This window comes from Paenibacillus xylanivorans (assembly GCF_001280595.1).
Classification (GTDB): Bacteria; Bacillota; Bacilli; order Paenibacillales; family Paenibacillaceae; genus Paenibacillus; species Paenibacillus xylanivorans.
In genome coordinates this window covers 1-26949 of record NZ_LITU01000081.1, presented here as the reverse complement: position 1 = coordinate 26949, position 26949 = coordinate 1, and the positions used below count along the sequence as shown (strand labels likewise).

The 26949-nt window shown below is 47.3% G+C and carries 22 protein-coding genes; 5 read left to right on the top strand and 17 right to left on the bottom strand.

The genetic code is table 11. The annotated features are described in order from the left end of the window. Positions 1 to 90: 90 nt before the first annotated feature. From AMS66_RS25955 to AMS66_RS25940, 4 genes are all read right to left on the bottom strand, one after another. The gene (locus AMS66_RS25955) at positions 91 to 1284 is read right to left on the bottom strand and encodes a methyl-accepting chemotaxis protein (protein ID WP_053783547.1); all 1194 of its coding nucleotides are present in this window, start codon (positions 1282 to 1284) and stop codon (positions 91 to 93) included. Between the two features lie 152 nt (positions 1285 to 1436). Further along, positions 1437 to 2165 carry a response regulator transcription factor gene (locus AMS66_RS25950; protein ID WP_053783546.1) on the bottom strand — a complete coding sequence of 243 codons (729 nt, stop codon included), beginning with the start codon at positions 2163 to 2165 and terminating at the stop codon, positions 1437 to 1439. 116 nt (positions 2166 to 2281) lie between these two features. Continuing rightward, complete coding sequence (pnpS, locus tag AMS66_RS25945) at positions 2282 to 4111, bottom strand: two-component system histidine kinase PnpS (protein ID WP_053783545.1); 1830 nt, start codon at positions 4109 to 4111, stop codon at positions 2282 to 2284. A gap of 387 nt (positions 4112 to 4498) precedes the next feature. Next, positions 4499 to 5368, bottom strand: coding sequence for an SDR family oxidoreductase (locus AMS66_RS25940; protein ID WP_053783544.1), 870 nt, complete (start codon positions 5366 to 5368; stop codon positions 4499 to 4501). Between the two features lie 435 nt (positions 5369 to 5803). Here AMS66_RS25940 and AMS66_RS25935 point away from each other — a divergent pair, with 435 nt between their 5' ends. Further along, a complete protein-coding gene (locus tag AMS66_RS25935) occupies positions 5804 to 7363 on the top strand; it encodes a histidine kinase N-terminal 7TM domain-containing diguanylate cyclase (RefSeq protein WP_053783543.1) in 1560 nt (519 codons plus the stop codon). 221 nt (positions 7364 to 7584) lie between these two features. Here the strand turns inward: AMS66_RS25935 and AMS66_RS25930 are convergent, their stop codons facing one another. The 4 genes from AMS66_RS25930 to citZ form a co-directional block, all read right to left on the bottom strand. Next, positions 7585 to 8010, bottom strand: coding sequence for a hypothetical protein (locus tag AMS66_RS25930; protein ID WP_144424611.1), 426 nt, complete (start codon positions 8008 to 8010; stop codon positions 7585 to 7587). A 138-nt stretch (positions 8011 to 8148) separates the two neighbouring features. Further along, positions 8149 to 9090, bottom strand: coding sequence for a malate dehydrogenase (gene mdh / locus AMS66_RS25925; RefSeq protein WP_053783541.1), 942 nt, complete (start codon positions 9088 to 9090; stop codon positions 8149 to 8151). A gap of 15 nt (positions 9091 to 9105) precedes the next feature. Next, positions 9106 to 10398 (bottom strand): NADP-dependent isocitrate dehydrogenase, encoded by a 1293-nt coding sequence (gene icd, locus AMS66_RS25920; protein WP_053783540.1) that lies wholly within the window; start codon positions 10396 to 10398, stop codon positions 9106 to 9108. Between the two features lie 152 nt (positions 10399 to 10550). Beyond that, positions 10551 to 11663: a citrate synthase gene (citZ, locus tag AMS66_RS25915; protein ID WP_053783539.1), complete on the bottom strand. Its 1113-nt coding sequence runs from the start codon at positions 11661 to 11663 to the stop codon at positions 10551 to 10553. Between the two features lie 480 nt (positions 11664 to 12143). Here citZ and ytvI point away from each other — a divergent pair, with 480 nt between their 5' ends. Continuing rightward, entirely contained in the window at positions 12144 to 13262 is a 1119-nt protein-coding gene (gene ytvI / locus AMS66_RS25910) for a sporulation integral membrane protein YtvI (RefSeq protein ID WP_053783538.1), read from the top strand. 111 nt (positions 13263 to 13373) lie between these two features. On the opposite strand, the gene AMS66_RS25905 is transcribed toward ytvI, so the two are convergent. From AMS66_RS25905 to AMS66_RS32515, 8 genes are all read right to left on the bottom strand, one after another. Next, positions 13374 to 13775: an FxsA family protein gene (locus AMS66_RS25905; RefSeq protein ID WP_053783537.1), complete on the bottom strand. Its 402-nt coding sequence runs from the start codon at positions 13773 to 13775 to the stop codon at positions 13374 to 13376. A gap of 7 nt (positions 13776 to 13782) precedes the next feature. Beyond that, positions 13783 to 14289, bottom strand: coding sequence for an acyl-CoA thioesterase (locus tag AMS66_RS25900; protein ID WP_053783536.1), 507 nt, complete (start codon positions 14287 to 14289; stop codon positions 13783 to 13785). Between the two features lie 129 nt (positions 14290 to 14418). Continuing rightward, positions 14419 to 15846: a pyruvate kinase gene (pyk, locus tag AMS66_RS25895; RefSeq protein WP_053783535.1), complete on the bottom strand. Its 1428-nt coding sequence runs from the start codon at positions 15844 to 15846 to the stop codon at positions 14419 to 14421. Positions 15847 to 15951: 105 nt separating this feature from the next. Further along, complete coding sequence (locus tag AMS66_RS25890) at positions 15952 to 16983, bottom strand: acetyl-CoA carboxylase carboxyltransferase subunit alpha (protein ID WP_053783534.1); 1032 nt, start codon at positions 16981 to 16983, stop codon at positions 15952 to 15954. Beyond that, positions 16984 to 17877, bottom strand: coding sequence for an acetyl-CoA carboxylase, carboxyltransferase subunit beta (gene accD / locus AMS66_RS25885; protein WP_053783533.1), 894 nt, complete (start codon positions 17875 to 17877; stop codon positions 16984 to 16986). A 406-nt stretch (positions 17878 to 18283) separates the two neighbouring features. Then, positions 18284 to 18472: a hypothetical protein gene (locus tag AMS66_RS25880; RefSeq protein WP_017689496.1), complete on the bottom strand. Its 189-nt coding sequence runs from the start codon at positions 18470 to 18472 to the stop codon at positions 18284 to 18286. 293 nt (positions 18473 to 18765) lie between these two features. Continuing rightward, positions 18766 to 19257 (bottom strand): phosphatidylglycerophosphatase A family protein, encoded by a 492-nt coding sequence (locus tag AMS66_RS25875; RefSeq protein ID WP_024629130.1) that lies wholly within the window; start codon positions 19255 to 19257, stop codon positions 18766 to 18768. Between the two features lie 311 nt (positions 19258 to 19568). Then, the gene (locus AMS66_RS32515; RefSeq protein WP_053783532.1) at positions 19569 to 23669 is read right to left on the bottom strand and encodes a DNA polymerase III subunit alpha; all 4101 of its coding nucleotides are present in this window, start codon (positions 23667 to 23669) and stop codon (positions 19569 to 19571) included. Between the two features lie 310 nt (positions 23670 to 23979). Between AMS66_RS32515 and AMS66_RS25865 the strand changes: the two genes are divergently transcribed. From AMS66_RS25865 to AMS66_RS25855, 3 genes are all read left to right on the top strand, one after another. After that, a complete protein-coding gene (locus tag AMS66_RS25865; RefSeq protein WP_024629128.1) occupies positions 23980 to 24309 on the top strand; it encodes a YtrH family sporulation protein in 330 nt (109 codons plus the stop codon). A 21-nt stretch (positions 24310 to 24330) separates the two neighbouring features. Further along, positions 24331 to 24819 carry a hypothetical protein gene (locus AMS66_RS25860; RefSeq protein WP_053783531.1) on the top strand — a complete coding sequence of 163 codons (489 nt, stop codon included), beginning with the start codon at positions 24331 to 24333 and terminating at the stop codon, positions 24817 to 24819. Between the two features lie 98 nt (positions 24820 to 24917). Further along, a complete protein-coding gene (locus AMS66_RS25855; protein ID WP_082350909.1) occupies positions 24918 to 25259 on the top strand; it encodes a YtpI family protein in 342 nt (113 codons plus the stop codon). A gap of 168 nt (positions 25260 to 25427) precedes the next feature. On the opposite strand, the gene AMS66_RS25850 is transcribed toward AMS66_RS25855, so the two are convergent. After that, the gene (locus AMS66_RS25850; RefSeq protein ID WP_053783530.1) at positions 25428 to 26762 is read right to left on the bottom strand and encodes a DRTGG domain-containing protein; all 1335 of its coding nucleotides are present in this window, start codon (positions 26760 to 26762) and stop codon (positions 25428 to 25430) included. Between the last annotated feature and the right edge of the window lie 187 nt (positions 26763 to 26949).

Genomic DNA, 26949 nt, shown 5'->3' with positions numbered 1-26949 from the left:
ATGTTAACGGAATGTAAAAAGAGACATCTTTCACACTCATGACCTTCCCATCCGATCATTGCGTATGAATGATGCCCATCCTACCTTCGATTAATCATCCGCTTGCACCATATCTTCCAGTCTCTCCCGAATATGCTCTGCCAATTCCCCTGTCGTTTTGCCTTCCATGGCAATATCTTCTGCAATATGGGACATGCCCGCTACAGCCGTGTTCAGCTGTTTGAATGCAGCCCCTCCATCGTTTACATGAACGGAGCTGCTGTCAATCTCTGTCGCGCTTGCTCTCACCAGTTCTACAGTCTGTCTGGTTAGCCCGCCGATATCATCCAGCAAAGAGGACATATTTCCCGCAACTTCACGGGTTTGTTTGGCAAGTGCACGAATCTCCCCAGCAACGACCTGGAAACCCCGTCCGTACTCCCCCGCATGTGCCGCTTCAATGGAAGCATTCATAGCAAGTAGCCCGCTCTGGTCGGCCAAAGAACGAATGGAACGTGCCATTCCCGAACCCATATCGATGGAGCGCAGCATGTCATCAGCGTGCTTCTGCTGTCCCTCTATATGCTGATATACACGGTTATAGGAAGCATTGACCTGACTGAGACTGCTCGCACCCTGTTGGGACAACTGCATGATCTGTTCTGCTTCTTCCCCCGCCTTTAGAGCCGCCTGAACCAGTCTGGTGACGGAATCGTTGATTCTTGTTATTTCCTGTCTGCTCTGTGTAATAATATGTACACGTTCTTCCGAAGCCACGTGCTGCAGCTTACGGGAAAGGGACATGACATCCCTCATCGTCAACACACCCAGCAATCGGTCTTCTTCCGTAATGATCAAACAATCGTAGAAATTTTGCTCGCTGCGAACCAGAGCAATGTCAATTATCGCGGTCGCTTCTGCATGCACATCGACAATGACAGGAGAAGAGTCCGCTGCGAGCACAACCGGCTTCCGGTAGAAAAGATCTGCCGCAAAGCGTCCATTCAGCATCCGGTATAACGTCTCTCGCATCAACAATCCTAATGGCTGCATCTGATCATCACATAATACAATACAAGGGTACTCCTGATCCTGATTCAACAGGCTTGCCGCTTCCCCACAGGTAGTATGAACGCCAACTACGGGAACTTGGCGGCACTGGTCCCGTAATGAGATAATAGTGCCTTTGGTGTCCGCAACTCCAACTTCATCTGTGAGTTCTGAAATGGGCGTTGTGGCTTGTTCTTGTTGCGTATATATCATTTCTTTGGGCTGGTCGGGCTTCACTTCGAGCAACATGGGCATAAATGCGCAATCTCCTTTACGTATGAGCTCCGTCCTGAGGTGGAATGTGTAGGTACAAAGTATCACTCAGACAGCTTCATCCTACTCCCTATACGTAAAGGAAAATAATTCTTTATGTTAACGGAATGTAAAATAAAACTCCCCGATCATCGTTAACTCGAATGATGGGGAGTTTTTCTTTTTACAACCAATTTATAACCTACACCGCGAATCGAATCAATGTGCACCGACTCCGGGTCCAGTTCCAGCTTTTTCCGCAATGAACTGACGTGAACGTCCACCGTGCGCTGTCCTCCAATATAATCGAAGCCCCAGACCGCATTCATCAAATCATCCCGTGTTAGTACGACGCCCGGTTTCTTGGCCAGATAAAGCAGAACCTCAAACTCCTTGGGACGAAGACTGATGGATTGTCCACCAAGTGTAACCTCATACTTCAAAGGATATATTTCCAGCTCTCCCAAGATAATTCGGGAACCATCTTTGTCCTCTGGTTGCGGCAAATCTTCACCATTCGAATAGCGTCTTAACACCGCATCCACTCGGGCAAGCAATTCGGATACACCAAATGGCTTGGTAATATAGTCATCGGCACCTGATTTTAAGCCTTGCACAACTTCGGCTTCACCGTTCTTGGCTGTGAGAATAATGACCGGTGTGCTGACACCCTGAATTCGTAACTTGTTCAGAATATCCAGACCATTCATTCCAGGAAGCATCAGATCCAGTAGAATCAGATCAAACTCCTGGGACAATGCCCGATCATAACCTGAAGATCCGTGATCCTCAGCAATAACATCGTAGCCCTCTTGTGTCAGGTTGTACGTAAGCAATCTTGATAATGTTGGTTCATCTTCAATAACGAGCAAACGCTGCGCCATGATACCCCTTCTCTCCTATAGGTTGTCTGTTGCCACAACACTTTTTTCATCATAGCACCTGATTGTTAACTCTGTGTAAAACAGCATATACCTTTTTACATTTCACTTCCATCGCACTAGATCTCTTCATCCTGAATTAATGGAAGGATAACACGAAACGACGTTCCCATGCCAAGTTCGCTCTCTACAGCCAGTTTGCCATGGTGTAATTCAACCAGATGTTTCACAATTGAAAGCCCAAGTCCAGTCCCTCCGGAATTACGGGATCTGCCTTTGTCGACTCGATAGAAACGTTCAAAAATTCGCGGCAAATCTTTCTTCGGAATACCAATTCCTGTGTCGGACACCGCAAATACAACTTCTTCTTCGTCTTCATTATGTTCAACCGTCACTTGTAATTTTACCCGTCCCCCCTCAGGAGTGTAGTTGATGCCGTTGGATAAAAGATTAATAAAGATCTGCTTCATTTTATCCTCATCAGCTTCAATATATAATTCTTCGGGGACATTCATCTCTAGCCGAATCTCTTTCTTCTCAGCAACCTTGGACAAGGTACCCAGGACCATCTCGAAGAACGAATGCACATGCACAGGTGAACACTGCAGCGGAGCCCGCTTGGACTCAATTTTGGACAACTCCAGAATATCTCCGATTAATCGGTTCAGTCTGTCACCTTCATCATATATGATCTGCAGGAATGAACGCTCCGTCTCTTTGTCCTGTACCCCGCCGCTAAGAAGCGTTTCAGCAAAACCTTTGACAGCAGCCACAGGCGTCTTGAGTTCATGAGATACGTTCGCTACGAACTCACTGCGCATCGATTCCAGCCTGCGGATCGCCGTTACATCCTGCAGGAGGAACAGCATCCCCCGATAAGCACCATCATCTTCAGACATCGGTACTCCATCAATACGAATCAATTTTTCCACCGGATTAAATACACTCACTTCTTCATGCATCGGTTCTCGCAATGCCACACTCTCTTCAATCGTGCGCGTCAGCTCATAATGCCGCTTCAATTCAATATATAGTTTGCCAGTAACCCGCTCTGCCTGAATGCCAAGCATACGTTCCGCTTCCCGATTGACCAGTGCAATGGATTGACCTGCATCAATCATGATAATGCCGCCTGTCATGTTGGCAAGTACGCTTTGCAGCAGTGCTTCATTATCTCTGATCGTCTTCAGCTGCATCTGTAGGCTGTCTGCCATTCCGTTAATGGCAAGCCCCAGTTGACCAATCTCATCATTACGGGTTACATCTACTCTCGCATCATAATCCAGCTTGGTTATCCGGTGAGCCACCTTTGTTATATGCTCTATGGGTGATGTCAGTCCCCGCGCAACCCGATAACTAACCAATGCCACAATCAGGAACAGAAGGCCCAAGGTGAAGAACATCAAAATCCAGCCCTGCTGGAGACCCTGATCTACAGCTTCAAGACTCATGGATAGCCGAATGTAACCATCAAATTTCCCATTGGGTAACTCAATCATGTCACTTTGATCCGAATTCACAGGAAGCGCCACATACAGCATGTCCTGCCCCAATGTTGCACTATAACGAATCGACTGACCATAATTTTGCCCAACCGCTTCTTTAATCTCCTGACGGTTCAAGTGGTTGTCCATTGAATTGGGATCGCTCTCTGAGTCGCCAATGACCGTTCCGTCTTTATTAATAAAGGTTACCCGTGAATCCGTCAGTCGATCCAGCTCGACAGCACGTTCTGAGTAATATTTCTGTGTCTCTGCATTTGTTGGATCGGACGCATCATGAAATGGGAATGTTGCTTTCAGCAAGTTGATCTCACGCACCATCGTTTGCTCCAGTGCGGTAATGTGAGTATTCTTAAAAACTCTGCCCATCGTATAACCAGCCACAATGACGGAAATACCGATCAGCACCATCATGATGATGGCAAGGCGAATTCGAAACGGTCTCATCTATCTCTTCCTTTATTATAAAATTATAATTACATATCCATTTCTATTCGATCACCACGAGTGGTAGCTGTAAAATGACAAGAAATACCGCATTTTGTTTGCTAATCTTTATGTGATCGCCTCCGAAGCTTACTTGTTCGGTCTATATCATATCACAGATAGCATGGGGACCCTGCCATTTTTGATAAGAGAGTTAAGCGGCGAGTTGATACAGGACTACTCCATGAAAGCCTAATGATAAAATATCATGGTTGTATCAACGCCGATCCCGACTTTTGTAAACCGGATCAAAATCATATCCATTCCGATATATGCTCATTAAAAAAAGACGTACCGACCAGTCATGCTGGAACGATACGCCTTCATTTGGATCACTTCGTCGATCGCTTATCCATTCACCACTTCGCCGCCATTGACGTGCATAACCTGACCGCTCACGTAGGAAGAATCATCCGAAGCGAGATACACGTAAGCTGGAGCCAGTTCATTCGGTTGCCCGGGACGTTTCATTGGCTGAGTTGCCCCGAATTCACTCACCTTTTTCTCATCAAACGTGGATGGTATGAGCGGTGTCCAAATAGGCCCTGGAGCAACGGCATTCACACGAATTCCCTTCTCCACAACGTTCATCGACAAGGAGCGTGTAAATGAAGTGATTGCTCCCTTGGTAGATGAATAATCAATCAATGTCGGATTTCCGCGATATGCGGTAATGGAGGTCGTATTAATGATTGTACTGCCTTGCCTGAGATGTGGCAGAGCAGCCTGTGTAATATAAAACATGCCAAAAATATTTGTACGGAATGTACGCTCCAACTGCTCTGGTGTAATATCCTCCAGTTGCTGCTGGGGATGCTGCTCGGCTGCATTATTCACGACAATATCCAGTTTGTCCAGTTGATCCACCGTCTGCTGCACTGTGCTCTTGGCAAAAGCATCGTCACCAATGTCACCGGCAATCAATATGCATTTGCGTCCTTCCTGTTCGACCTGACGCTTTGTCTCTGCTGCATCATTATGCTCATTCAGGTATACAATCGCTACATCCGCGCCTTCCTTCGCATATGTAACGGCAACCGCTCGTCCAATTCCACTGTCTCCACCTGTAATCAATGCAACCTTATCCAACAACTTGCCGGCTGCTTTATATTGAGGTTTCTCAAACTCTGGTTTGGGGTTCATCTCCGATTCGATACCGGGGCGCTGATCCTGATGTTGGGCAGGCATCGTCTTTTTGTTTTGGTTATTGGTTGACATCTTACATTTCTCCTCTCAAAATGGAATTCCTTATCTAGTCTCGTTCTGTAGGATGGCATGAACAGTACAGATTATTCCCTTTTCCAACCGACATGCTCCAAAGTCGCTGTCTTTCGTCTCGATACTTACTTACCACTCCCTTTTAGAGGTCAAACAGAAAAATTCCATTATTGTAATGTCGTTTCTTTTCCTTCTCTGGCAAACATGCTGTCATTTGAGATAAAGCCAAATTGGATTTGACCTATTATGCCAAACATTCGAATTTTTTTCGAAATTGGACTGTTTCAACGTCCAAATTGTATTCCTATGCCGTATGGGCTGATGTACAATGTACAGTATACAGATAAGCTTTTAAACAACTTTAATCCAGTTTGAATGAAGCTGTCATACTTCCCAATCAAGCAAATATTCTGATCTAATATGGAGACCTAACCCATGGAATCACACATTAATTCTTATATAACACTTGTAGCGACTTCAGCTGTGCTGAATGTTTTTCTGTGTTTATATACTTATATTAGAAGAGCTGAAATCCCCAGTTCGAAAATATTTATTCTCTATACGGCAGCTCTGTCTGTGTACACCTTCGGATACGCGATTGAACTCGCCAGCAGCACCCTGGAGCAGATGAAATTCTGGACGACCGTAGAATACATCGGCATGCCTTTCTCCGCCTCTCTCGGGCTGTTGCTCATGATACAATACACAGGTAGAACGTTATCCAAAAAATGGACTGCGACACTGTTTGTGATTCCTTCCATTACCTTGTTCATGGTGGCAACCAATGATTTTCATCATCTTTTCTATAAAAGAGTATGGCTAAGAGAAGACAGTTCCGTCCCTCTAATGGATATTGCCATAGGGCAATGGTACGTCGTTCATGGTGCTTTCACCTTTTCCTGTCTATTATGTGCCTGCCTTATTCTCATCGGACAATGGCGACATACCAAAAAGATGTATCGTCGTCAGCTACTCACTCTGATTACTTCACAGATTATTCCCATGGTAGCAGCCTTCGTGTACTTGCTTGGTCTGACACCAGGTGGAATGGACCCCGTTCCGGTACTTATGTGTATTACATCTGCAATGTATATATGGGCTATTCTATCCTCTCGTCTCCTAACCATCGTACCTATTGCCAAGGATAGTATCTTTGAGAGCATGCGTGAAGGCGTTATCGTGCTGGATAGCTCCAATCGTCTCGTCGATTACAACAAATCTCTACGTAATATGCTGCCTGAGCTTGATTTGAGCATGGTGGGTCAATATTTGAACGATATTTGGCTATCTCTTGCGGGAGAGACTTTTCCGGTAGAGTATGGCCGGGAAGGTCTGCAAACTGATTTATACTGGCAGTTAAACGGAGAGACCGTCTGTTACCAGGTCAGAACATCTTATGTTTATAACAAAGAAGGACAGGCCGTTGGCACTCTCATTATGCTGATTGATATTACAGAACAACGTTTCCTGCAAGAACAATTGAAGCAACTGGCTTACTTCGATGGTCTTACCAAAATATATAACCGTACGCAGTTCCTGCTTAGAGGACGAGAGATACTGAGTGACGCTCAGCTTAATCTACGGCCTGCAGCCTTTATTTTATTTGATATTGATCATTTCAAACGAATTAATGACACCTATGGACATGACGTTGGCGATCAGGCCATCATTCATGTAGTCTCTGTATGTAATCGTTTTCTGAACTCGGAGATGCTGTTTGCACGGTATGGAGGAGAAGAGTTTGTCATCGCGGTTCCTCATGCATCCCTCCAAGATGGTGAGCAGCTCGCTGAGAAGTTACGCGTGGCTTTGTTGAATGATCCGTTAGACGTGCAAGGTACTCGTATTCCACTGACTTCAAGCTTCGGAGTGGCACAATATAATGGAGGGTCTGACTCTCTGGAATCCTTGCTGCGCGATGCCGATACGGCACTATATGAGTCCAAGCGCAACGGTCGTAACACCGTATTTGCCCATGCTGTGAGTCTGGGTTAACTAAAATGTAAAGTATACTACGTCGCCATTTATGCCGTTAGTCAGTACTATACACCTTGCTGGATATCAGACATTATCCCAGACCGGGTGAAAAAAAATAGACAGCCTCTGGGCTGTCTATTTCACTACGTTTCAAGACCTTACTTTATTCAGCTTGTCCCAGCGTTTGAAGTTCAAACGCTTTAAGTTCAGCTCGCAAATAAAATTCGTTCGCACTGTTTTTAGATAACCTGGTTGTTCACCATCAGATACACCATAATGAGCAGGAATACGGCAAGCAATGTGCTGAACGTACGAATCTTACTTTGTTCTGCACTGACGTCACGATTGCTTTTCACAGCCTCTGCTGCCAAGCGTAACGGTTTACCCATAATGCCACCGATTGCTGCAATAGCCAGCAACAGAACGACTACCACGCCCATCCACAGATAGGAATACTCACCCTTGGTCATTAAATAACCACCCGTAAGAAGCTGAATCACAAGTCCGTACTGTGCTATACGGTTCAATGAACGGAGTGATGCAAATGCTCCTTCTTGGGCCGCAGTACTCAGGGTACGGATTTTGCCAACCACGAATGGCAAGATCAGATAGAATCCCATCGCCAGTGCTCCAATAATATGAAGCAAATACATAATCATAGTCAAAATGTCCATCCTCCTCAAAATTTCAGTTCAGTGTGTTATACATCACATCTCATTATACTGGGGAACTTATCCAAAGAAAAGAAAACCTCCGGATGATCCGAAGGTTTTCTTTCTGTTCCTGTCAAAAAGTTTTCAAACTTACAGGTTAACTACTGAAATGACGTTACGAACCGAATCCGCAGATTTGTCGAGTCCCGCTTTTTCTTCAGCAGTCAGTTCCAGTTCAAAGATTTTTTCGATTCCGTTACCACCCAGAATGGTTGGTACACCAAGGAACAAGTCATTGTAGCCATATTCCCCTTCAAGGTAAGCAATAACCGGAATAATTCGTTTTTTGTCTTTCAAAATGGCTTCGGTCATTTGCACCAATGAAGCTGCTGGTGCATAATATGCGCTGCCGTTTCCAAGCAGGTTAACGATCTCACCGCCGCCAACACGTGTGCGTTGTACGATGGACTCGATACGCTCTGCTGGGATGAGAGTATCAATTGGAATACCACCAACGCTAGAATAACGAACGAGTGGTACCATATCGTCTCCGTGGCCGCCAAGAACGAATCCACGTACATCTTCAACCGATACATTCAGCTCTTGTGCAATGAATGTGCAATAACGTGCAGTATCCAGGACACCGGACTGACCGATTACGCGGTTTTTAGGGAAACCAAGCGTCTGATAAGCCGCATATGTCATTGCATCTACCGGGTTGCTTAGAATAATGACGATGGAATCAGGGCAATATTTTTTCACATTTTCACAAACGGACTTTACGATTCCTGCATTCGTGTTGACCAGATCATCACGGCTCATACCCGGTTTACGGGCAATACCTGCCGTAATAATAACGATCTCCGAACCTGCAGTATCCTCGTAGTTGGAAGTACCGACGATATTGCTGTCGAAGCCCTGAACAGGACTCGCTTCCATCATGTCGAGCGCTTTACCTTTAGTCGGGTTTTCCAATTGTGGAATATCAACCAGAATAACATCCCCGAGTTCTTTTTGGGCAAGCATCAAAGCCGTTGTAGCTCCGGTAAATCCGGCGCCGACTACTGTGATTTTTTTGCGCTGAATAGTCACGATTCACATCTCCCCTTACAGGTTTTTAATGATTTGATCAGCAAATTCAGAACATTTCACTTCAGTAGCGCCGTCCATCAGACGTGCAAAGTCATAAGTAACTGTTTTGTTGTTGATGGATGTTTCCATACCTTTGTAGATCAGGTTAGCCGCTTCTTGCCATCCCAAGTGCTCAAGCAACATAACGCCGGACAGAATAACGGAACCAGGGTTCACGACGTCTTTGTCTGCATACTTAGGTGCAGTACCATGAGTAGCTTCGAAGATAGCATGTCCTGTTACATAGTTGATGTTCGCTCCTGGAGCGATACCAATTCCGCCAACTTGTGCAGCCAGTGCATCGGACAGATAGTCACCGTTCAAGTTCAACGTTGCGATTACATCGAACTCGCCTGGACGAGTCAGTACTTGTTGCAGAGCGATATCGGCAATCGCATCTTTCACGATGATTTTGCCAGCATCTTCAGCTGCTTTTTGAGCTGCATTTGCTGCATCCGTACCGTCTTTTTCCTTGATAATATCGTATTGTGCCCAAGTGAACACTTTGTCAGCGAACTCATCTTCAGCAACTTCATAACCCCAGTTTTTGAAGGCACCTTCAGTAAATTTCATGATATTGCCTTTGTGTACCAAGGTAACGCTCTTACGGTTGTGATCGATGGCATATTGTACTGCTGCACGTACCAAACGTTTGGAACCTTCAGAGGATACTGGCTTGATACCAATACCGGAAGTTTCAGGGAAACGGATTTTGTTTGCACCCATCTCCTGTTGCAGGAACTGGATTACTTTTTTCACTTCTTCGGAACCTTCTGCGTATTCAATACCCGCATAGATATCTTCTGTATTTTCGCGGAAAATGACCATGTCTACCAGTTCAGGACGTTTAACCGGAGAAGGTACACCATCGAAATAACGAACAGGACGCAAGCATGTGTACAGATCCAGCTCTTGACGAAGTGCTACGTTCAGGGAACGAATTCCGCCACCGATTGGCGTAGTCAGTGGTCCTTTGATTGCTACGATATACTCGCGAATGGCTTCAAGCGTGTCGTTTGGCAGCCACTCCCCGTATGTATCGAATGCTTTTTGGCCAGCAAACACTTCATACCATGCGATCTTTTTGCTGCCGTCATATGCTTTTTCAACAGCTGCATCCAATACACGCTTGGAAGCTTTCCAGATATCACGGCCTGTACCGTCACCTTCAATAAATGGAATGATTGGGTTATAAGGTACTTGAAGTGTACCGTTATCAATTTGAATTTTTTCGCCTTCAGTTGGGTGAGCAAATTTTTCTAATTTCATTAGTATAATTCCTCCTTGAGATTCGTATGTGCAGTGTGGTAACACACCGCTTGTCTTATTTGGAGGAAGGGTTATGAACATACGGCTAGTTTTTAGCCGACAGGTTTCACCCCTTCACCCCGTCCTTGTTTATTATACTGGTTTTGATGGCATTAGCGAAGTTCAATCGAAACGTACTTCTGATCTGTTGGGCCTGTGTACTCGGCACGCGGGCGAATAATACGGTTATCCGCAAGCTGTTCCAGAATATGAGCAGTCCAACCTGATACCCGGCTAATCGCAAAGATCGGTGTAAACAGTACCTCTTCAATACCCAATTGGGTATAGACGGAAGCAGAATAGAAATCTACATTTGGCTTCAAGCCTTTTTGCCCTGTCACCAGCTCTTCGATCTTCACTGACATATCATACAGGCGTGTATCGTTGTTCATTTCGCCCAGTTCCTTGGACATCTTTTGCAGATGTTTGGCACGTGGGTCTCCATTTTTGTATACACGGTGTCCAAAGCCCATGATCTTCTCACGGTTGTTCAATTTTTCTTGAATAGCCGCCTCCAGACGATCAGGTGTACCAATCTCATTCAGCATTTTCATAACGGCTTCGTTCGCACCGCCATGCAACGGTCCCTTCAATGCACCAATCGCAGAAGTTACTCCCGAATAGATGTCGGAAAGCGTAGCTACGGTTACACGTGCTGCGAATGTAGAAGCGTTCAACTCGTGATCCGCATGCAGGACAAGCGCCTGATCAAGGGCTTTAACAGCAGTCTCTTCTGGTTGTTCTCCAGTCATCATATATAAAAAGTTTTCTGCGATGGAAGCGCCTTCTTTTGGAGCCACAGGTTCTTTGCCCTGACGGATACGGGCTATGGCTGCCACAATGGTTGGTAATTGCGCTTGCAGCTTAACCGCTTTGTTCTCATTCGCTTCCGCTGTCATCTCATCAGCCTGCTCATCGTACAGAGCCAGTGCGGATACCGCGGAACGCAGTGCTGCCATGGTACTCATGTCTTTCGGATACAATTGGATTTGTGCAATCAACTCGCTCGGAATCGGCGCGTAATCGCTCAGGCTTTTGCGAAGGGATTTCAGTTCATCCGTAGTTGGCAATTTACCAAACCACAGCAAATAGGCAACTTCTTCAAAGCTTGCATGTTCAGCCAGATCGTCAATATCGTAACCACGGTATGTAAGCACACCGTCTACAATGGAGCTGATCGAAGAGGTTGTTGCAACGATGCCTTCCAGACCTTTGGTAGCTGTCATATTACATCTCTCCTTTAATAAACGAAATCAAGAACCCATCCAGAGTGTCATCTACGTGCTTCAAACGCACTCGTCCTTCTTTTGTAACCATTTACATTTTAAAATTAATAAATACCTCAAAATCCGATTTTCATATCTGTCAATCGGTATTTCCTTTTCTCATCATACTGGATTTTGTCGTTTATGTGAACATGATGCGAGGTCATCCGCACATCAAACTTCTTTATCGGTCTGATAAAGCATTTTTGAAAACCTTTACAAAAACAAGGTTGACATTTTATTCTTTTTATATAAATCCATGCTATTAATCAAGTTTCTATTGCTATATTTTGTGAACATCAGGCATACTCTAGGCAAAAGAAAAGATATAATTCGACCACATCCTGGCGTTTCAAATCAGTGTATTTGCTCTATATTAACTAGATAGCTTCCTGCGCCTTCTTTCTGGATAGCTTGAAATGGAATAAGGAGAGTTGATGCTTGGATAGAATCATAATGAAACGCCTGCTGCGCGGCTTATGGGTTATTATCGCGACCATCCTCATAGCCGTTGCCATATACCTGCTGTTCCCGCTGTTATATCCTTTTGCCATTGCCTGGATTATTGCTTATGCGATGAACCCTCTGGTGAAGTTACTTCAATACAAGGCCCGATTTCCTCGCTGGCTAGCTGTGACCTTGTCACTAATCATTTATTTCGGGGCCATTGTGGTCGTATTGTCCGCAGCTGTAACCCGTATGGTAAAAGAAGTCATTTCACTAACGACGAGCTTCGATCTTCATGTCGATGAGATTAAGGCTACGTTCGTCCGCTGGACCCAGAATGACACGATTCAGAGTTTAATTGGACAGATTAATGAATTTTACAAGGAAAATCCCAACTATCAGGAAACTATCAACAGCAATATTAGCAAAACAACCGAAACGGTAGGTACAGCTGTAACGGATCTGGTCACCGGATTCTTCAATATGATCCTGAACCTGCTTACTTCTCTACCCAATATGGGGGCAGTACTTATTGTTGTTCTACTGTCAGCTTTCTTTATTAGCAAAAGTTGGAACAGACATAGTATTACCGTATCGGGCTGGGTGCCCTCTTCCGTTCGCAAGCCGATTAGTGACATATGGAATGATCTGAAAAAAGCATTGTTCGGTTATGCACGGGCCCAGTTGATCATGATCTCCATCACCGCATTATTTGTCATGATCGGATTGCTTGTGCTACAGGTTAAGTCTGCCTTCACGATCGCTTTGCTCATCGGTCTGGTGGATCTGCTCCCTTATCTCGGTGTTGGTCTGGTGATGGTTCCCTGGGCGGCATACCTGCTTATGAATGGAGACCTTTACCTGGGGATCGGCATCAGCATTGTATATCTCATTGTGCTGATTGCCCGCCAAATCATTGAACCCAAGGTGCTTGCCAGCAGTGTTGGATTGGACCCTCTCGCCACGCTGGTTGGCATGTTTGTCGGACTGAAACTGTTCGGTGTACTCGGTTTGATCATCGGCCCTGTTAGTCTCGTTATTCTTGATGCATTTAATCGAGCGAACGTCTTCCGTGATCTCCGAACGTACATTATTAACGGGCGTGTCCGATGAATTCATGATTTCTGTTTTCTGTCATCCGCATATAATCAAGATTAAAAAAGGCACAGCTCATCAGACTGAATCTGATGAGCTGTGCCTTTCTTTAACTGATTCTGATATATCCTATTGTTTCGGACCGCGATAAAACTTAATACTTCCGTTTCTCATTTTTTTCTCCAGCCAGCCCAGGAAGAATAGACGGTACACTGAACGTGTTACTGGAAACAACAGTGTAAATCCGATCAGATCTGTGATAAATCCCGGAATCAGCAGCAGGAAACCACCGACAAAAATAAAAAGGCCATCTACCATTTTCCTTCCGGGCACCTTACCGCGCTCCATCTCGGATTTGGCATCGATAAGTACTTTTCGTCCTTCAAACTGCAACATTGCTATACCGATCAAGGACGTGAGAATCATGAGAAGCAATGTCTTTCCGGCTCCAATCCAGTCACTCATAAGAATGAAACCAAACAGTTCAATCACCGGAATGATTAATAGAAAGGCCCACATCCATCTTCGCATTTACGTATTACCCCTTTCCTGAAAGACACACTTTCTCAAGCGCGCTGTAGAGATCAGAAGCTGCCTTATCCAGCCTGACTGGCTTCCAGTCCCCATTGACCCATACATGCTGGGTAGAGCCTGTAACCAATCGTTCACCAGGAAGGGACTCATCCGATGACCATACTCGTTGCCCGATGCCTATCTGCTCATTAAGGTCTGGAGTCATGCGCCTTATGTCATAGTCATAGTTCAGTCGCAGACCGCTAAATGCAGCAATACGGGTGAAAATGATGATGTCATCATCATACCGGGCAGGTTTATGATATTTCACATCCAATCCGGTTACCGGAAGCAGTAACCCCTGTTCCTCCATTTTACGATATGTATACCCCATTTGGCGAATCATCTCGGTTCGACCGATTTCAAACCAATTCAAATAGTTGGCGTGATAGACCACACCCATCTGATCACTTTCTTGATAACGCACGCGAAGGCGTGCCGAGTACCAATCACCATTGCTTTGTTGTTGCATGTTACCGGCCTCCTTCGATATACCATTTCTTACGTATCCAGCTATGCTAAAGTGTCAAAAAAGATGGAAAAAAAGCAACGGGACGCAAACGCCCCATTGCTTCATTCCTGTTGCTTCTCGTCCAAACAATTATGCGTTGTTTGGAATTTGGCTTACTTTGATCAGGTTGGTGGAACCGGAACGACCCAAAGGTACACCCGCTGTAATGACAACCAGGTCTCCTTCTTTTACAAGTCCGGACTTCACGCCACCTTCAATTGCATTTTCAAACAAAGCGTCAGTGGAATCAACAAGTCTTCCTTTGACTGGTGTTACACCCCAAGCCAAGCAAAGACGACGGGAAGTTCTGTCTTCCGTTGTCACCGCGATGATTGGAGATTCTGGACGATATTTAGAAATCATGCGTGCTGTATGACCGGATTCAGTTGAAGTAATGATCGCTTTAGCGTTCAGATCTTGAGCTGACAGGGCAACAGATTGGCTGATTGCTTCAGTAACTGTTGTTTGTTGAGCAACACGTTGTTTCAGATACAGCTCTTGGTAAGGCAGAGCGGATTCTGCTTTTTCGGCAATACGGGACATTGTCAGAACGGATTCAACTGGGTATTTACCAGCAGCTGTCTCACCAGACAACATGATTGCATCTGTACCGTCGAAGATCGCATTAGCCACGTCACTTGCTTCTGCACGCGTTGGACGCGGGTTGCGCTGCATGGAATCCAGCATTTGTGTAGCTGTGATAACTGGTTTGCCTGCAACGTTACATTTTTCGATCATGCGTTTTTGTACCAATGGCACTTCTTCCGCAGGAATCTCTACACCCAGGTCTCCACGAGCAACCATCAGGCCATCGGACACTTCAAGGATTTCATCCAGGTTGTCCACACCTTGTTGGTTCTCAATTTTGGAGATGATTTGGATATGTCCGGCATTGTGCTTCTCAAGCAATTCACGAATCTCAAGAACGTCACTTGCTTTACGAACAAAAGAAGCCGCGATGAAATCGACACCTTGCTCGATACCGAATACGATATCGTTGGCATCTTTTTCGGTAATACCCGGCAGAGAAATGGCAACGCCCGGAACGTTACCACCTTTTTTGCTTTTGATCGTACCGCCGTTAACGATACGGCATTTGATCTCGGTGCCTTGCACTTCCACCACAGTCAGTCCGATCAGACCGTCGTCGATCAGAATTGTAGATCCCGGTTCAACATCACTCGGAAGATCTGTATACGTAATGGAAAGACGTTCTTTGGTGCCCAGAATTTCTTCTGTTGTCAAAGTGATGTACTCGTCTTGAACCAGTTCGATCGGCTCCACTTCGAGTTTACCTGTCCGAATTTCCGGTCCTTTGGTGTCCAGCAAGATCGCTACTGTCTTGTTCAGCTCTTCGCATGCTTGGCGAATTGCTGTGATCCGTCCGCCGTGCTCATCGAAATCACCGTGGGAGAAGTTCAAACGGGCCACATTCATACCGGCCATAATCAATTTTTTGGTATTCTCCAATGATTCACTGGATGGACCAATCGTACATACAATCTTTGTTTTGCGCATTTTGGGTTTCCTCCGATTTTAAAGGTCTATCTTTTTATCTCTTTTTCTTTTTCCAACTATTAAATTTACTATACTTTTGCTCATTTGTATAGGAAATTCGTCACATCATTCTGCATTTCCCGACAAATTACCTGCTGTATCGACTTCGACAGGCACTTGAGGGGCTTCTATCTGCACTTCAGGTTCAAACGTGACTGATCCAATTTTACGGAATTTCTCATACCGATCCTGTTTCAATTGGTCACCACTCCAGCCTTTCATCTCGTCCAGATGACGAACCAAAGCCTCGCTGATTGCAGCCGCAGATTCTTCATAATCGCGATGAGCACCGCCGCGTGGCTCAGGGATTATTTCTTCAATGACCTCCATCTCCAGAAGGTCTTTGGCCGTTATTTTCATCGCTTCGGCCGCCTGATCTGCCTTGGATGCATCTTTCCAAAGAATGGATGCAGCACCGTTCGGAGAGATCGCAGAGTAAATCGCATGCTCCAGCATCAACACACGATTCCCCACAGCCATAGCTAAGGCCCCGCCGCTTCCACCTTCGCCGATGACCACTATAATTACAGGCACCGAGAGCTTCGCCATTTCCAGCAGGTTACGGGCAATAGCTTCCGATTGACCTCTCTCTTCAGCAGTATTACCCGGATATGCCCCTTTAGTATCAACGAATGTAATAATTGGACGACCAAATTTGTTCGCTTGCTTCATCAGACGCAGCCCTTTTCGGAATCCTTCCGGATGTGCGCTCCCAAAAAAGCGGGCGATATTATCCTTCGTATCTTTCCCCCGCTGTTGGCCTATGACCGTTACTGTTTGTCCGTCCAGCTTCGCCAGTCCGCCAATAACCGCCAGATCATCTCCGAACATGCGGTCACCGTGCAACTCAATGAAATCCGTAAATATCAGCTGAATCAGATCCAGTGCCGTCGGACGCTGCTGATGCCGCGCCAGATGCATTTTCTGTGCGGCCGTTATGCCGGTATAAATCTCTTCTTCGAGTCTATGATAACGTTCTTCCAGGCGGGCAATTTCGTCGGTGAAGTCGATGCCTTTTTCCTGTCCAAACTGTACGAGCTCTTCGATCTTTTTGCGCATCTCAACCAGAGGCGCTTCATATGGCAACTCACCCGCCATTTAGACCCCTCCTTTTTCACTATGCATGTCTAGAAGCTTGCCAAGGGTGGCTCGAAGTTCTTTGCGATGGACCACCATGTCCAGCTGGCCGTGCTGCAAATTAAATTCTGCCGTCTGGAAATCATCAGGCAGTTTCTGACGGATTGTTTGCTCAATGACGATTCTACCGGCGAAGCCAAATACAGCTCCCGGCTCGGCAATAATGATATCACCAAGGCTCGCAAAACTGGCCGAAACTCCACCTGTCGTCGGATCAGTGATGACCGAAATATACAACCCGCCCTGTTCATCCAAACGGGACAAAGCCGCGCTTGTTTTTGCCATTTGCATAAGGCTAAGAATACTCTCTTGCATCCGGGCACCCCCAGATGTTGAGAAAATGATCAAAGGCAAGCGTTTCTCTGTTGCATGCTCAATCGCACGGGTAATTTTCTCCCCTACAACCGAACCCATACTACCGGTGAAGAAGTCGAAGCTCATGACAGCAACAACCACAGGCAAACCTTCTATGGTTCCCTCACCCGTAATGACAGCTTCCTTCAGCCCTGACTTCAGGCGCTGTTGTTCCAGTTTGTTGCTATATCCAGGGAAGTCAAGCGGATCAACCGATATCATATCAGCGTCATGCTCCACAAACCCTTGCTCATCTAAAACCATGGCAATGCGTTCCATTGCGTTCAAACGCATATGGTAACCGCAGGCCGGACATACTTTCAGGTTTTTTTCCAATTCCTTGCTATATTGAATCGTGCCGCATTTGCTGCACTTGTTCATAAGCCCTTCAGGTATTTCCCGTTTTGGACGTTCTCCAGCTTCCTGACCTTCGCCACGAAGCGCACGCTCGGAAGGTATGGTGGCGTACTTCCGTTTTTTTTGGAATATATCTTTGAACACAACTACACCTCTCCAGCCGTTGATTTGATGGCCGCAACCTGCAGTCCGTTGCATGTAGCAACTTCATCCGCGCGCTGCGGTAAACCGCTTACGACCCATACGCTGCCATGGGCCTTGTCCAGCATTCACAACAAAAAAATCCGCCGGTATAAGGCAAGGATCAGCGGCTTCTGTCAGCACGATTGATGTTACCTGCAATAACCGAAAGATTGTTGCGCTGATGTTTGAATCTGTCTTGGTAGGGTCTCTGGGAGCAATCTGGTCAGTCCTTGTCCTAACAAAAAAAGAAGGAAGGACAGCAGCATACAATACATGCAAGTCGATTCCTCATTCCGCTTACGCGGTCAGTCCCTTATGTACCATTGGTACTTCTTCATCTGCCAAGGCACGTCTGATATCGAATGAATCAGGAATGCAGAATCGAATTCAGCACTTCCTGAACCTCTTCCAATTCCCCTGAAGGGACGCGAATCTCAAATTGCTGCTTGGATAAACTGATGGGACGGGTCTGTACCAGAAAACCTTCTTCCGAAAGCTTGGTCTTAATCTTGTCCGCAACCTTTGCTGTCGGTGCAATGTAAATCACCGTCCACATGCCATGTCCGCCCCCTAAGCTAATGTTCAGAGCCCGTATATTGGACTAATGATAACATACCTCACTTTTTTTCTGCAAGGAAGGGTTCGGGACCTTTGGGGAGAAAACGAGAACTAGAGGGACATTTGTCCCGCGAGGATAACCGATATGGTTGATGCAATGTTCCTAGGACTTTCCTTCTCAAAAAGAAATTTCTGGCCCCTCAGGGCAGCGATAGCCGCCCTGGATGACCATCAATTGAACAAACAAAAGACAGCAAATACACAAATGAATGAGAACACAGATGAAGGAAATCAGATATCCGATGGATATTTCTTGGCTTTAATATTTTTGTGAGCAATTCGGGCAGAAGCGGCTGCGGCTAGCCCGGCAACCAGGTCGTCCAGAAAAACATGTATAGCAGGTCCTGCTTCGTTCAGATCATGAATGACACCAATCTTTTCTTTATCCAGATAACCAAAACTGGTTAAACCGATCATACCATACACATGGGTAATGCCAAGAGCAAGAGTCTCGTCCACTCCATACAGGGATTCATCCGCCTCCATAATCGCCTGCAATGGTTGCGGCAAAAGGCGTTTCTCAGCAAGCTCGTCGAGGGCTATACCTGTGTACAACGTATATTGCACCTCACGTTTCTGCAGTACTGATTTCACACTGGTGACACAGTCATCCATAGTCAGTTCCGGGTGGTACCCTTTTTGCAGACGATATACAATTTCCGCGATTGCATCAATCTGTACACCCCGCCGGGCCAGCATGGCTTCTACGATTTCATATGACATATCTCGACCTCCCGCATCGCTCCCCCGAGGACCCCCAGGTCCTTCGGTGTTCTCAAGTGTATGCGGCAAACTCGCAAAATGTTCATAAAAAATGCGGAATGCACATTCGCTGTGGCAGTCTGCTTATCCTATAAATTATGTAAAAAGATTCACATATTACATTCTTGCGTGCGTTCATTATCTCCTTCGCCTGTATACCTGATGAAATTGGTAAAATAAATACAAAAAACCTGCTCGGCAGTTGTCCGAACAGGTTTTATCATTGGGAATATGAGGGTGTCCTAAAGTCTTGAGCATGGCCCGAGACCCTATTATTTTATTTTGACCGTGCCCTCACCCAGCATCTTCTCCATTTCGGAGAACAAAGAGGGCGAAGGTTTAATCCGATAGGCATCACTCAATGCGAGCAGCTTCTGTTGCTGTTCATAGAATAGCACCGTCGCTACCGGACCCGAATGCTGCTGAAGCAATTGCTTGAGTCGGGCCAAAAGCTCTGGTTTCTCCGCCTGCGGGGTGATCTTCACGAACACCCGCTGCTCCACCACCCGCGGGCCACGGCTCTGCTCTGCACCGCCAGCGGCCTCAGCGGGCCGACGAGCCACGGAAGCGGCCCCATTGGCATTGGCCGCCGCCCCAGGCCCACCCGCAGCGCCGTGCGTCGCTGCCGGGCCCTGGCTTCCGCTGCTGCGCGCAGCTCCAGCATTCACGCCTGCGCTGCTGCGCTGCGCTCCGGCTCCCGCGCCGGACGCCTGCCGTGGCTGAGCCGCCGGGCGCGAAGTGCTGCCGCTGCCGGGCTTGCCGCGCCGTTCGCGGCTGCGCAGCTGCTGTTCCAGTGCCGCCGGTGACAGCGGCGCCACTTCCTCAGCCAGCAGCTTAAACCCTTCGTCCTGCTGCTGCACCTTGGCACGCACGACGAGCAGTTCACCTTTCCCGACATGCTGCTGGCTGCGCCGCCATACTTCGGGAAAGAGAACCACTTCACAGCGTTCGATCTGGTCTTCCAGCTCCATGAACGCCATAGCCTTGCCCTGTTTCGTCGTAATCGACTTCACAGACACAACCATCCCGGCTGCGACGGCCATTGTATCGTCAACCGCTTCCGTCAGCTCCATAATGCGATCTGCGCCGCTAGATTCGAGCACATCTTCGTAGTCATCCAATGGATGACCAGAGAGATACAAACCTAATAATTCACGCTCCAGCTCCAACTGTTGACTTCCGGAATAAGGCGGAATTTCAGGATATTCAATCTCCCAGTTTGGCGTCTCGACAAAATCAAACAATTGAATTTGCAGATCCTCGCGTTCCTTGCGCCATTTCAGAGCCGCTTCCACGGTCTCATCCAGCATCGCCAGTAATTGGGCACGGTGCCCAGGCAATGTGTCAAACGCTCCCGCTTGAATAAGCGATTCAATCACACGTTTGTTGCATACACGCAAATCGACACGTCGACAAAAATCGAGCAAACTATCGAATGGTCTTTCCTGCCGTACAATCATGATACTCTCCATCGCCTGGGTACCTACATTTTTCACCGCAGCCAGACCGAAACGTATCGCCCCGGTTGCTTTACCTGCATTCGAATTGTGATCCGGCGATCCATCTTGCACCTGTACAGCAGACATTCCACGCTCTTCAGCGTGCGATGACTCCTCTTCCCCAGTCCCATGCAGGCGTTCTGCTGTAGAAACCGTCATCACACCCGAACCAGTTCGATCCTCGGAGTGCTCTGGCATAGACGTCTCTGCCTGCCACTCATATGCACCACCATCTTCGTCCGGTGCGGGACCCGGGTCATCCGGCAAAGGTGCTTCACCATATTCCTCGTGTCCCGAATAATGATCATCATCATGTACGGCATGTCCCATAGTCGGACTTGCTGCACCGTCCTCACCATGTTCTCCCCCTACACGTTGGGTTTCCACCGATTCTCCAGCCTCCGTACTGCTGGATGATGCAAGCACAGGGGTAAACAGAATGCCACTCTCATTCACATCCGGTGGAAGTACATTAATATCCATACGCCGACATTCCACAACGTACTCTGCTACTTTGCGGTGACTGCCCATTACGGCTGTTAACATCGATGCCATAAAATGAATGGGATAATGTGCTTTGAGATAAGCCGTCTGGAAAGCCAGCACGCCATACGCTGCGGCATGGGCGCGCGGGAAACCGTAGTTGGCAAACTTGACGATCATGTCATAGACCAGGTCTGCCTCCGCTTCGCTGTACCCTTGCTTAAGACTGCCCTGAACAAAATGTCCACGTTCAAGATCCAGTACTTCCCGTTTCTTCTTGGAAACCGCTCTGCGGAGCAAATCCGCTTCACCGAGAGAAAAGCCCGCCATCCGGGAAGCAATTTGCATAATTTGTTCCTGATATACAATGATGCCATACGTATCCTTGAGGATGGACTCCAGATCAGCATGGGGGTAATCCACTTCGATCTGTCCATGTTTGCCCTGAATGTATTTGGATATGAATTCCATTGGGCCTGGACGATACAAGGCCAGTACGGAAATAATATCTTCAAATACACTTGGTTTCAGCTCCTTCAGGACACGACGCACCCCTGCGGATTCAAGCTGGAATATTCCCATGGTGTCGCCTCGACCAAGCATCTCATACGTGAGTGCATCGTCGTCCGCAATATGACGAAAATCTGGAATCTCGCCATTTTCCCCAATCCAGCGCAGACAGCGTTCAATTATCGAAAGAGTACGCAGACCGAGGAAGTCCATTTTGAGCAGTCCAATAGACTCGAGGTTTTCCATGGAATATTGCGTTAAGGCTGTCCCCTCACTGCCTTCCTGGAGCGGAACGGCATCCGTCAGCGGATCACGGGAAATGACAACCCCCGCCGCATGTGTGGAAGCATGACGAGGCATGCCCTCCACTTTCATCGCCATGTCGAGCAATTCACGTGTTTTGGGCTTGGTCTCATATAGAGCCTTTAGTTCAGGTGTTGCTTCCATTGCCCGCTGAATGTTAATACCAAGCTGTGCAGGAATCAGCTTCGCTGCCTTGTCCACCTCGCCGTAAGGCACATTTAGTGCACGTCCGACGTCTCGAACGGCTGCACGGGCTGCCATCGTACCAAAGGTAATGATTTGAGCAACATGGGCTTTGCCGTATTTTTTCGCAACATACTCAATAACTTCGTCCCGCCGTTCATCACTGAAGTCGATATCAATATCCGGCATGGAGATCCGTTCCGGATTCAAAAACCGCTCGAAGAGCAGATTGTACTTCATAGGATCAACGTCTGTAATACGCAAGGTATATGCAACCAGACTACCTGCCGAGGAGCCACGGCCCGGTCCGGTGACAATTCCCTGCCTGTGAGAATAAGCGATAAAGTCCCATACGATCAGGAAATAGTCCGAGAATCCCATACTGTCTATAACCCGGAGCTCATAATCCAGCCGCTGTTCAAGTTCGGCTCTGAGCTCCGTGTCCGTCCAACGCGATGTTTCAGTATAGCGCTTCTCCATTCCCTCTTCGCACAACTGACGCAGATAGTCAGAAGGGCTTTTCCCTTCAGGAAGCGGTCTGTACTCCGGCAAAATGGATTTGCCGAATTCCAGCTGCAACTCACATGACTCCGCGATGCGAACCGTATTCTCCAATGCCTCGGGCACATGGGGGAACAAACGCGCCATTTCTTGCTCACTCTTGAGATAAAGCTGGTTGGTCCCGATGCGCAGCCGGTTCTCATCATCTACCGTTTTCCCTGTTCCGATGCAGATCAACACATCCTGAAGCTCGGCGTCCTCTTCGGACAGGTAGTGCGCATCATTGGTCGCCACGAGCGGAATATCCAGTTCTGCTGCCAGACGAATTAGCTGCGGGTTCACTCTTTTTTGCTCAGATAACCCGTGATCCTGCAGCTCCAGATAGAAATCGGCACCAAAAATATGTTTATAACGGAGCGCCGCACGCTTCGCCTCTTCCTCTCGTCCATGCAGCAGATGCTGGGGAACCTCTCCCCCCAGACAAGCACTTAGACAGATGATCCCCTCGTGATGGGCGGCCAGACTCTCCATATCAATACGTGGTTTGTAATGGAAGCCTTCCAAATGTCCTATGGAGCATAGCTTCATCAGATTGCGATAACCCGTCATATTTTTGGCTAGTAAAATCAGATGATGGATCGGCTGATCCTTGCGGCTTCCCCGCTCTTTGCGAGACCCGGCGGTCATATAAGCTTCACATCCAATGATTGGCTTTATTCCCTGCTCGACGCATGCTTTATAGAAAGGGATAGCGCCATACATTACACCGTGGTCGGTCAATGCCAGCGTAGTCATCCCGAGATCCGCGGCCTTATTCACGAGATCCGGTATACGCGCAGCGCCGTCCAGCAAACTATATTCACTGTGAACGTGCAAATGCACAAAAGAACTCATGTTTTTTTCTTCCTTTCGCCATGGACAGTCGCAGCAAACGTCTTGCATCAGTTGGTTGCTGCACTATCTTCTTCTATCCGTATTTTTCATCCTTCGGTTCGTACCGAAAGTCGCTTTCTGTATTCATGCAAAATGTTGCTATAAATGAAATGAATGAAATATAAGGATTCATCCTAATGAAGAGTGCTTTATTATTCTATTTTATCATAACGTTCGGGGGCACGCCCATACAATAGAAGTACAAGCCGCTCCCCCTGTTACGGACCGAAGACAGGAGGTGTGCTGCTGGGTCTGAAAGGGGTGTTGCCGGATGAGCACATTTTTGTCCAAAGCTATTCTTGATTTCTTCATTGCGTTTGGGATCGTGCTGGGCGGCGCGATGATTGGAGGTATAGGAGCGGTGGTCTCTCTCCAGCCTCCGACACAGACGATGCTTGATGTCGCTGGCAAAATAAAAATTTGGGCGCTCGCAGCGGCCGTTGGCGGTACAATCGATCCGATGCGGGTGATCGAAAGCAACGTGCTGGACGGCAATCTGTCTCCGGCAGTCAAACAAATTTTGTACCTGATATCCGCATTTATGGGCGCCCACATGGGTACTGAACTGGTGAAATGGGTTTGCGGTGGAGGACGGGGTTAACATGACTCCAGGACAGCGCCCATGAGAATCCCGCCTTTTGCGCGTTACCGCCCGCTTATGCGCATGACTGCTGTCTTTGTTCTGGGAATGATCGTCGGTTGTGTCGTGTACAACGGTGTATTTCACCTGAGTTACAACGAGTTGTGGCTCAACAATCAGGAGTTGCAGCTTCAGCTGCATCAGAATGAGGAGGATATTAAAACGCTGAAAAAATATAGTAAACGCCAAACCGTCATCAAGGAAATCAAGGTCCGCGCAGAAGATTCTGATAAGGGGCCGGACGAGGCCTCACTGAAAGTGATGTTGCAGAAACTGGGGGATGAACTTGAGGTTCTCCGGGGCCGCGATGTCTTCAACATTGACGAGTACAGCAAAATGACGCGCATCATGCTGAATCAAAAAGTGTACACGGTCAGAGAAAAGGAATATACCGTTCAGGTTAAAACGATGCTGGTAATGGAAGGTGTTCTGCAAGTTTGGGTCCAGATTCGGATGCACGTTCCTGCATAGAAAGCGGATGACAGCCCCAGAAAAAAACTGCCCTTGCCCTCTGCCTGCATGGTACAATAAGGGCAGTAAATGCTTTCCAGAAAAGGAGCTGCGTCTTTGTGTTCATCGATGTACTCAAATATGCCCTGATCGCCATCTTTGCACTGGCCATGGTCTGTTCAGCTCTGAACAGCATTCGTTCGCACAGGGCCACTGATCCCATCGCTACAGGTCTTTATCGTTCATGGACAAACATCTGGATGGGCAGCATGCTGGTTATTCTTGCCCTTATCCTAATGTTTGTCTTTACCGGTTCTACGTTATCCGTCGTTGTGGAAGCGCTATTTCTGATTATGGGAGCGTACAATGTGTTCGCCGGGTTACGCAACCGCAGTTACTATGCCCGACTGCAGCAGCATGCAGACGGTGGAACTGGCAAGACATCCGGACAATCTGCCTGATGCTTCTAGCGGGCTGTCAATGCGTTGTGCCAAAAAAGAGAGTATCCTCATCTATCGAACAAGCCTGAACCACGTTTTTATCGGGGTACAGTGCACTGTTTCGAAATAGAGAATACTCTCTTTTTTTCTGAACTCATGATATTTTCGAATCCAGAAACTCTCGCTTTTCTAGGCATGGTCAATGGATTGCAGGGTCATCACCGCTTTGCATACCACATTCCCATCACGGGTAATAACAATATCCATTTTGCAAGTCCGACGACTCGTCTCCAGAATTATTGGACGAACCAGAATCTGATCTTCAATCTGTACCGGACGAACAAAATACGTTGTTACATTATCCACCACATGGTCATTTCCTGTGACGTCCCAGGCTGCACGCCGTCCCGCCTGTGTCATCACATTCAGCAGAACGCCTTCCGAGATGGTTCCGAGGTCTGTCGCCATCTGAGGAATGATAAACCCGTGGAAAAACAATTCGTTCTGCTCTCCGCGCTCCTCGGCGAACCCGTTCCAGATCAAATGATCAAACGTCTCTCCAAGCTGAGGCTGCTTCTGTGCATCACGCATCGCCTGCAGTACTTCCTTACGTGTGACGGATGCAATCAGTTTACGGTTCCGATCTACAATCGGCAGGAAGTCAATGCCCTCCCACGTCATGATTTGTGCAGCCGAAGCCAGTGAGGTTTGCAGCGAAGCTGTGATCGGACGGCGTACAACACACTTCTCAATACTCTGATCCTCTCTTAACTCGCTTACATCTTTCAGGCTTACAATGCCGATTACCCGGTTCCATTCATCTACTACCGGGAAGCGATGTTCGCCCGTCTCAGAAACCAGCAGGTGAAAATCCGCGGCTGAACTGGTTACCTTAAGCACCTGAAGGCGGGGTTTCTGACCAATAATATCCTCAACCAGCATGATTTTTTTCTTAATCAGTCGATCGAAGATCGCACGGTTAATCATTGAAGCCACCGTAAACGTATCATGTCTGGAGGAAATAATGGGCAGACCCAGCTCATCAGCCATCACTCTCACTTCACGACTTGTACTAAAGCCACCTGTAATTAACACACCGGCGCCCTGTTCGAGGGCAAGGGAATGTGCGTTGTCCCGGTTGCCGACAATCAACAGACTTCCCGCGTCAATGTACCGGGCCATGGCCTGCTCTTTCATTGCACCGATCACGTACTTGTGAAGTGGTTTGGCCAGACCGTCACTTCCACCCAGCACATGACCTTCGACGATGGTTACCACATCGGCAAAAGTCAACTGCTCGGTCATGCCGCGAGGTCTCTTCTCGATCCGCACCGTTCCAATTCGTTCCTTGGTCACAACTAAACCGAAGTTCTCTGCCTCTTTTACTGCACGATATGCCGTCCCTTCACTTACGCCCAGCTCCCTTGCCAGTCCGCGCACCGATATTTTACTGCCTACCTTCAGTTGTTCAATATGTTGAAGCAGCTGTTCGTGCTTCGTCACGTTTTCTTCCTGTCCGTCCATCTGTACCACCCCCGAAGATGCATCTGTACTATTCTGTATCTATTATAACACGACCTTAGGAAAATAACCCCATTCCTCGCACCTTTCTCCTAATGAACCGCGCTAAATGGATTACAATAATAGGAGCATCGAATTACGGGTATAAAAAAAGACCGGCCCCTTTTAAAGTGTACCCTTTGTAAAGGAC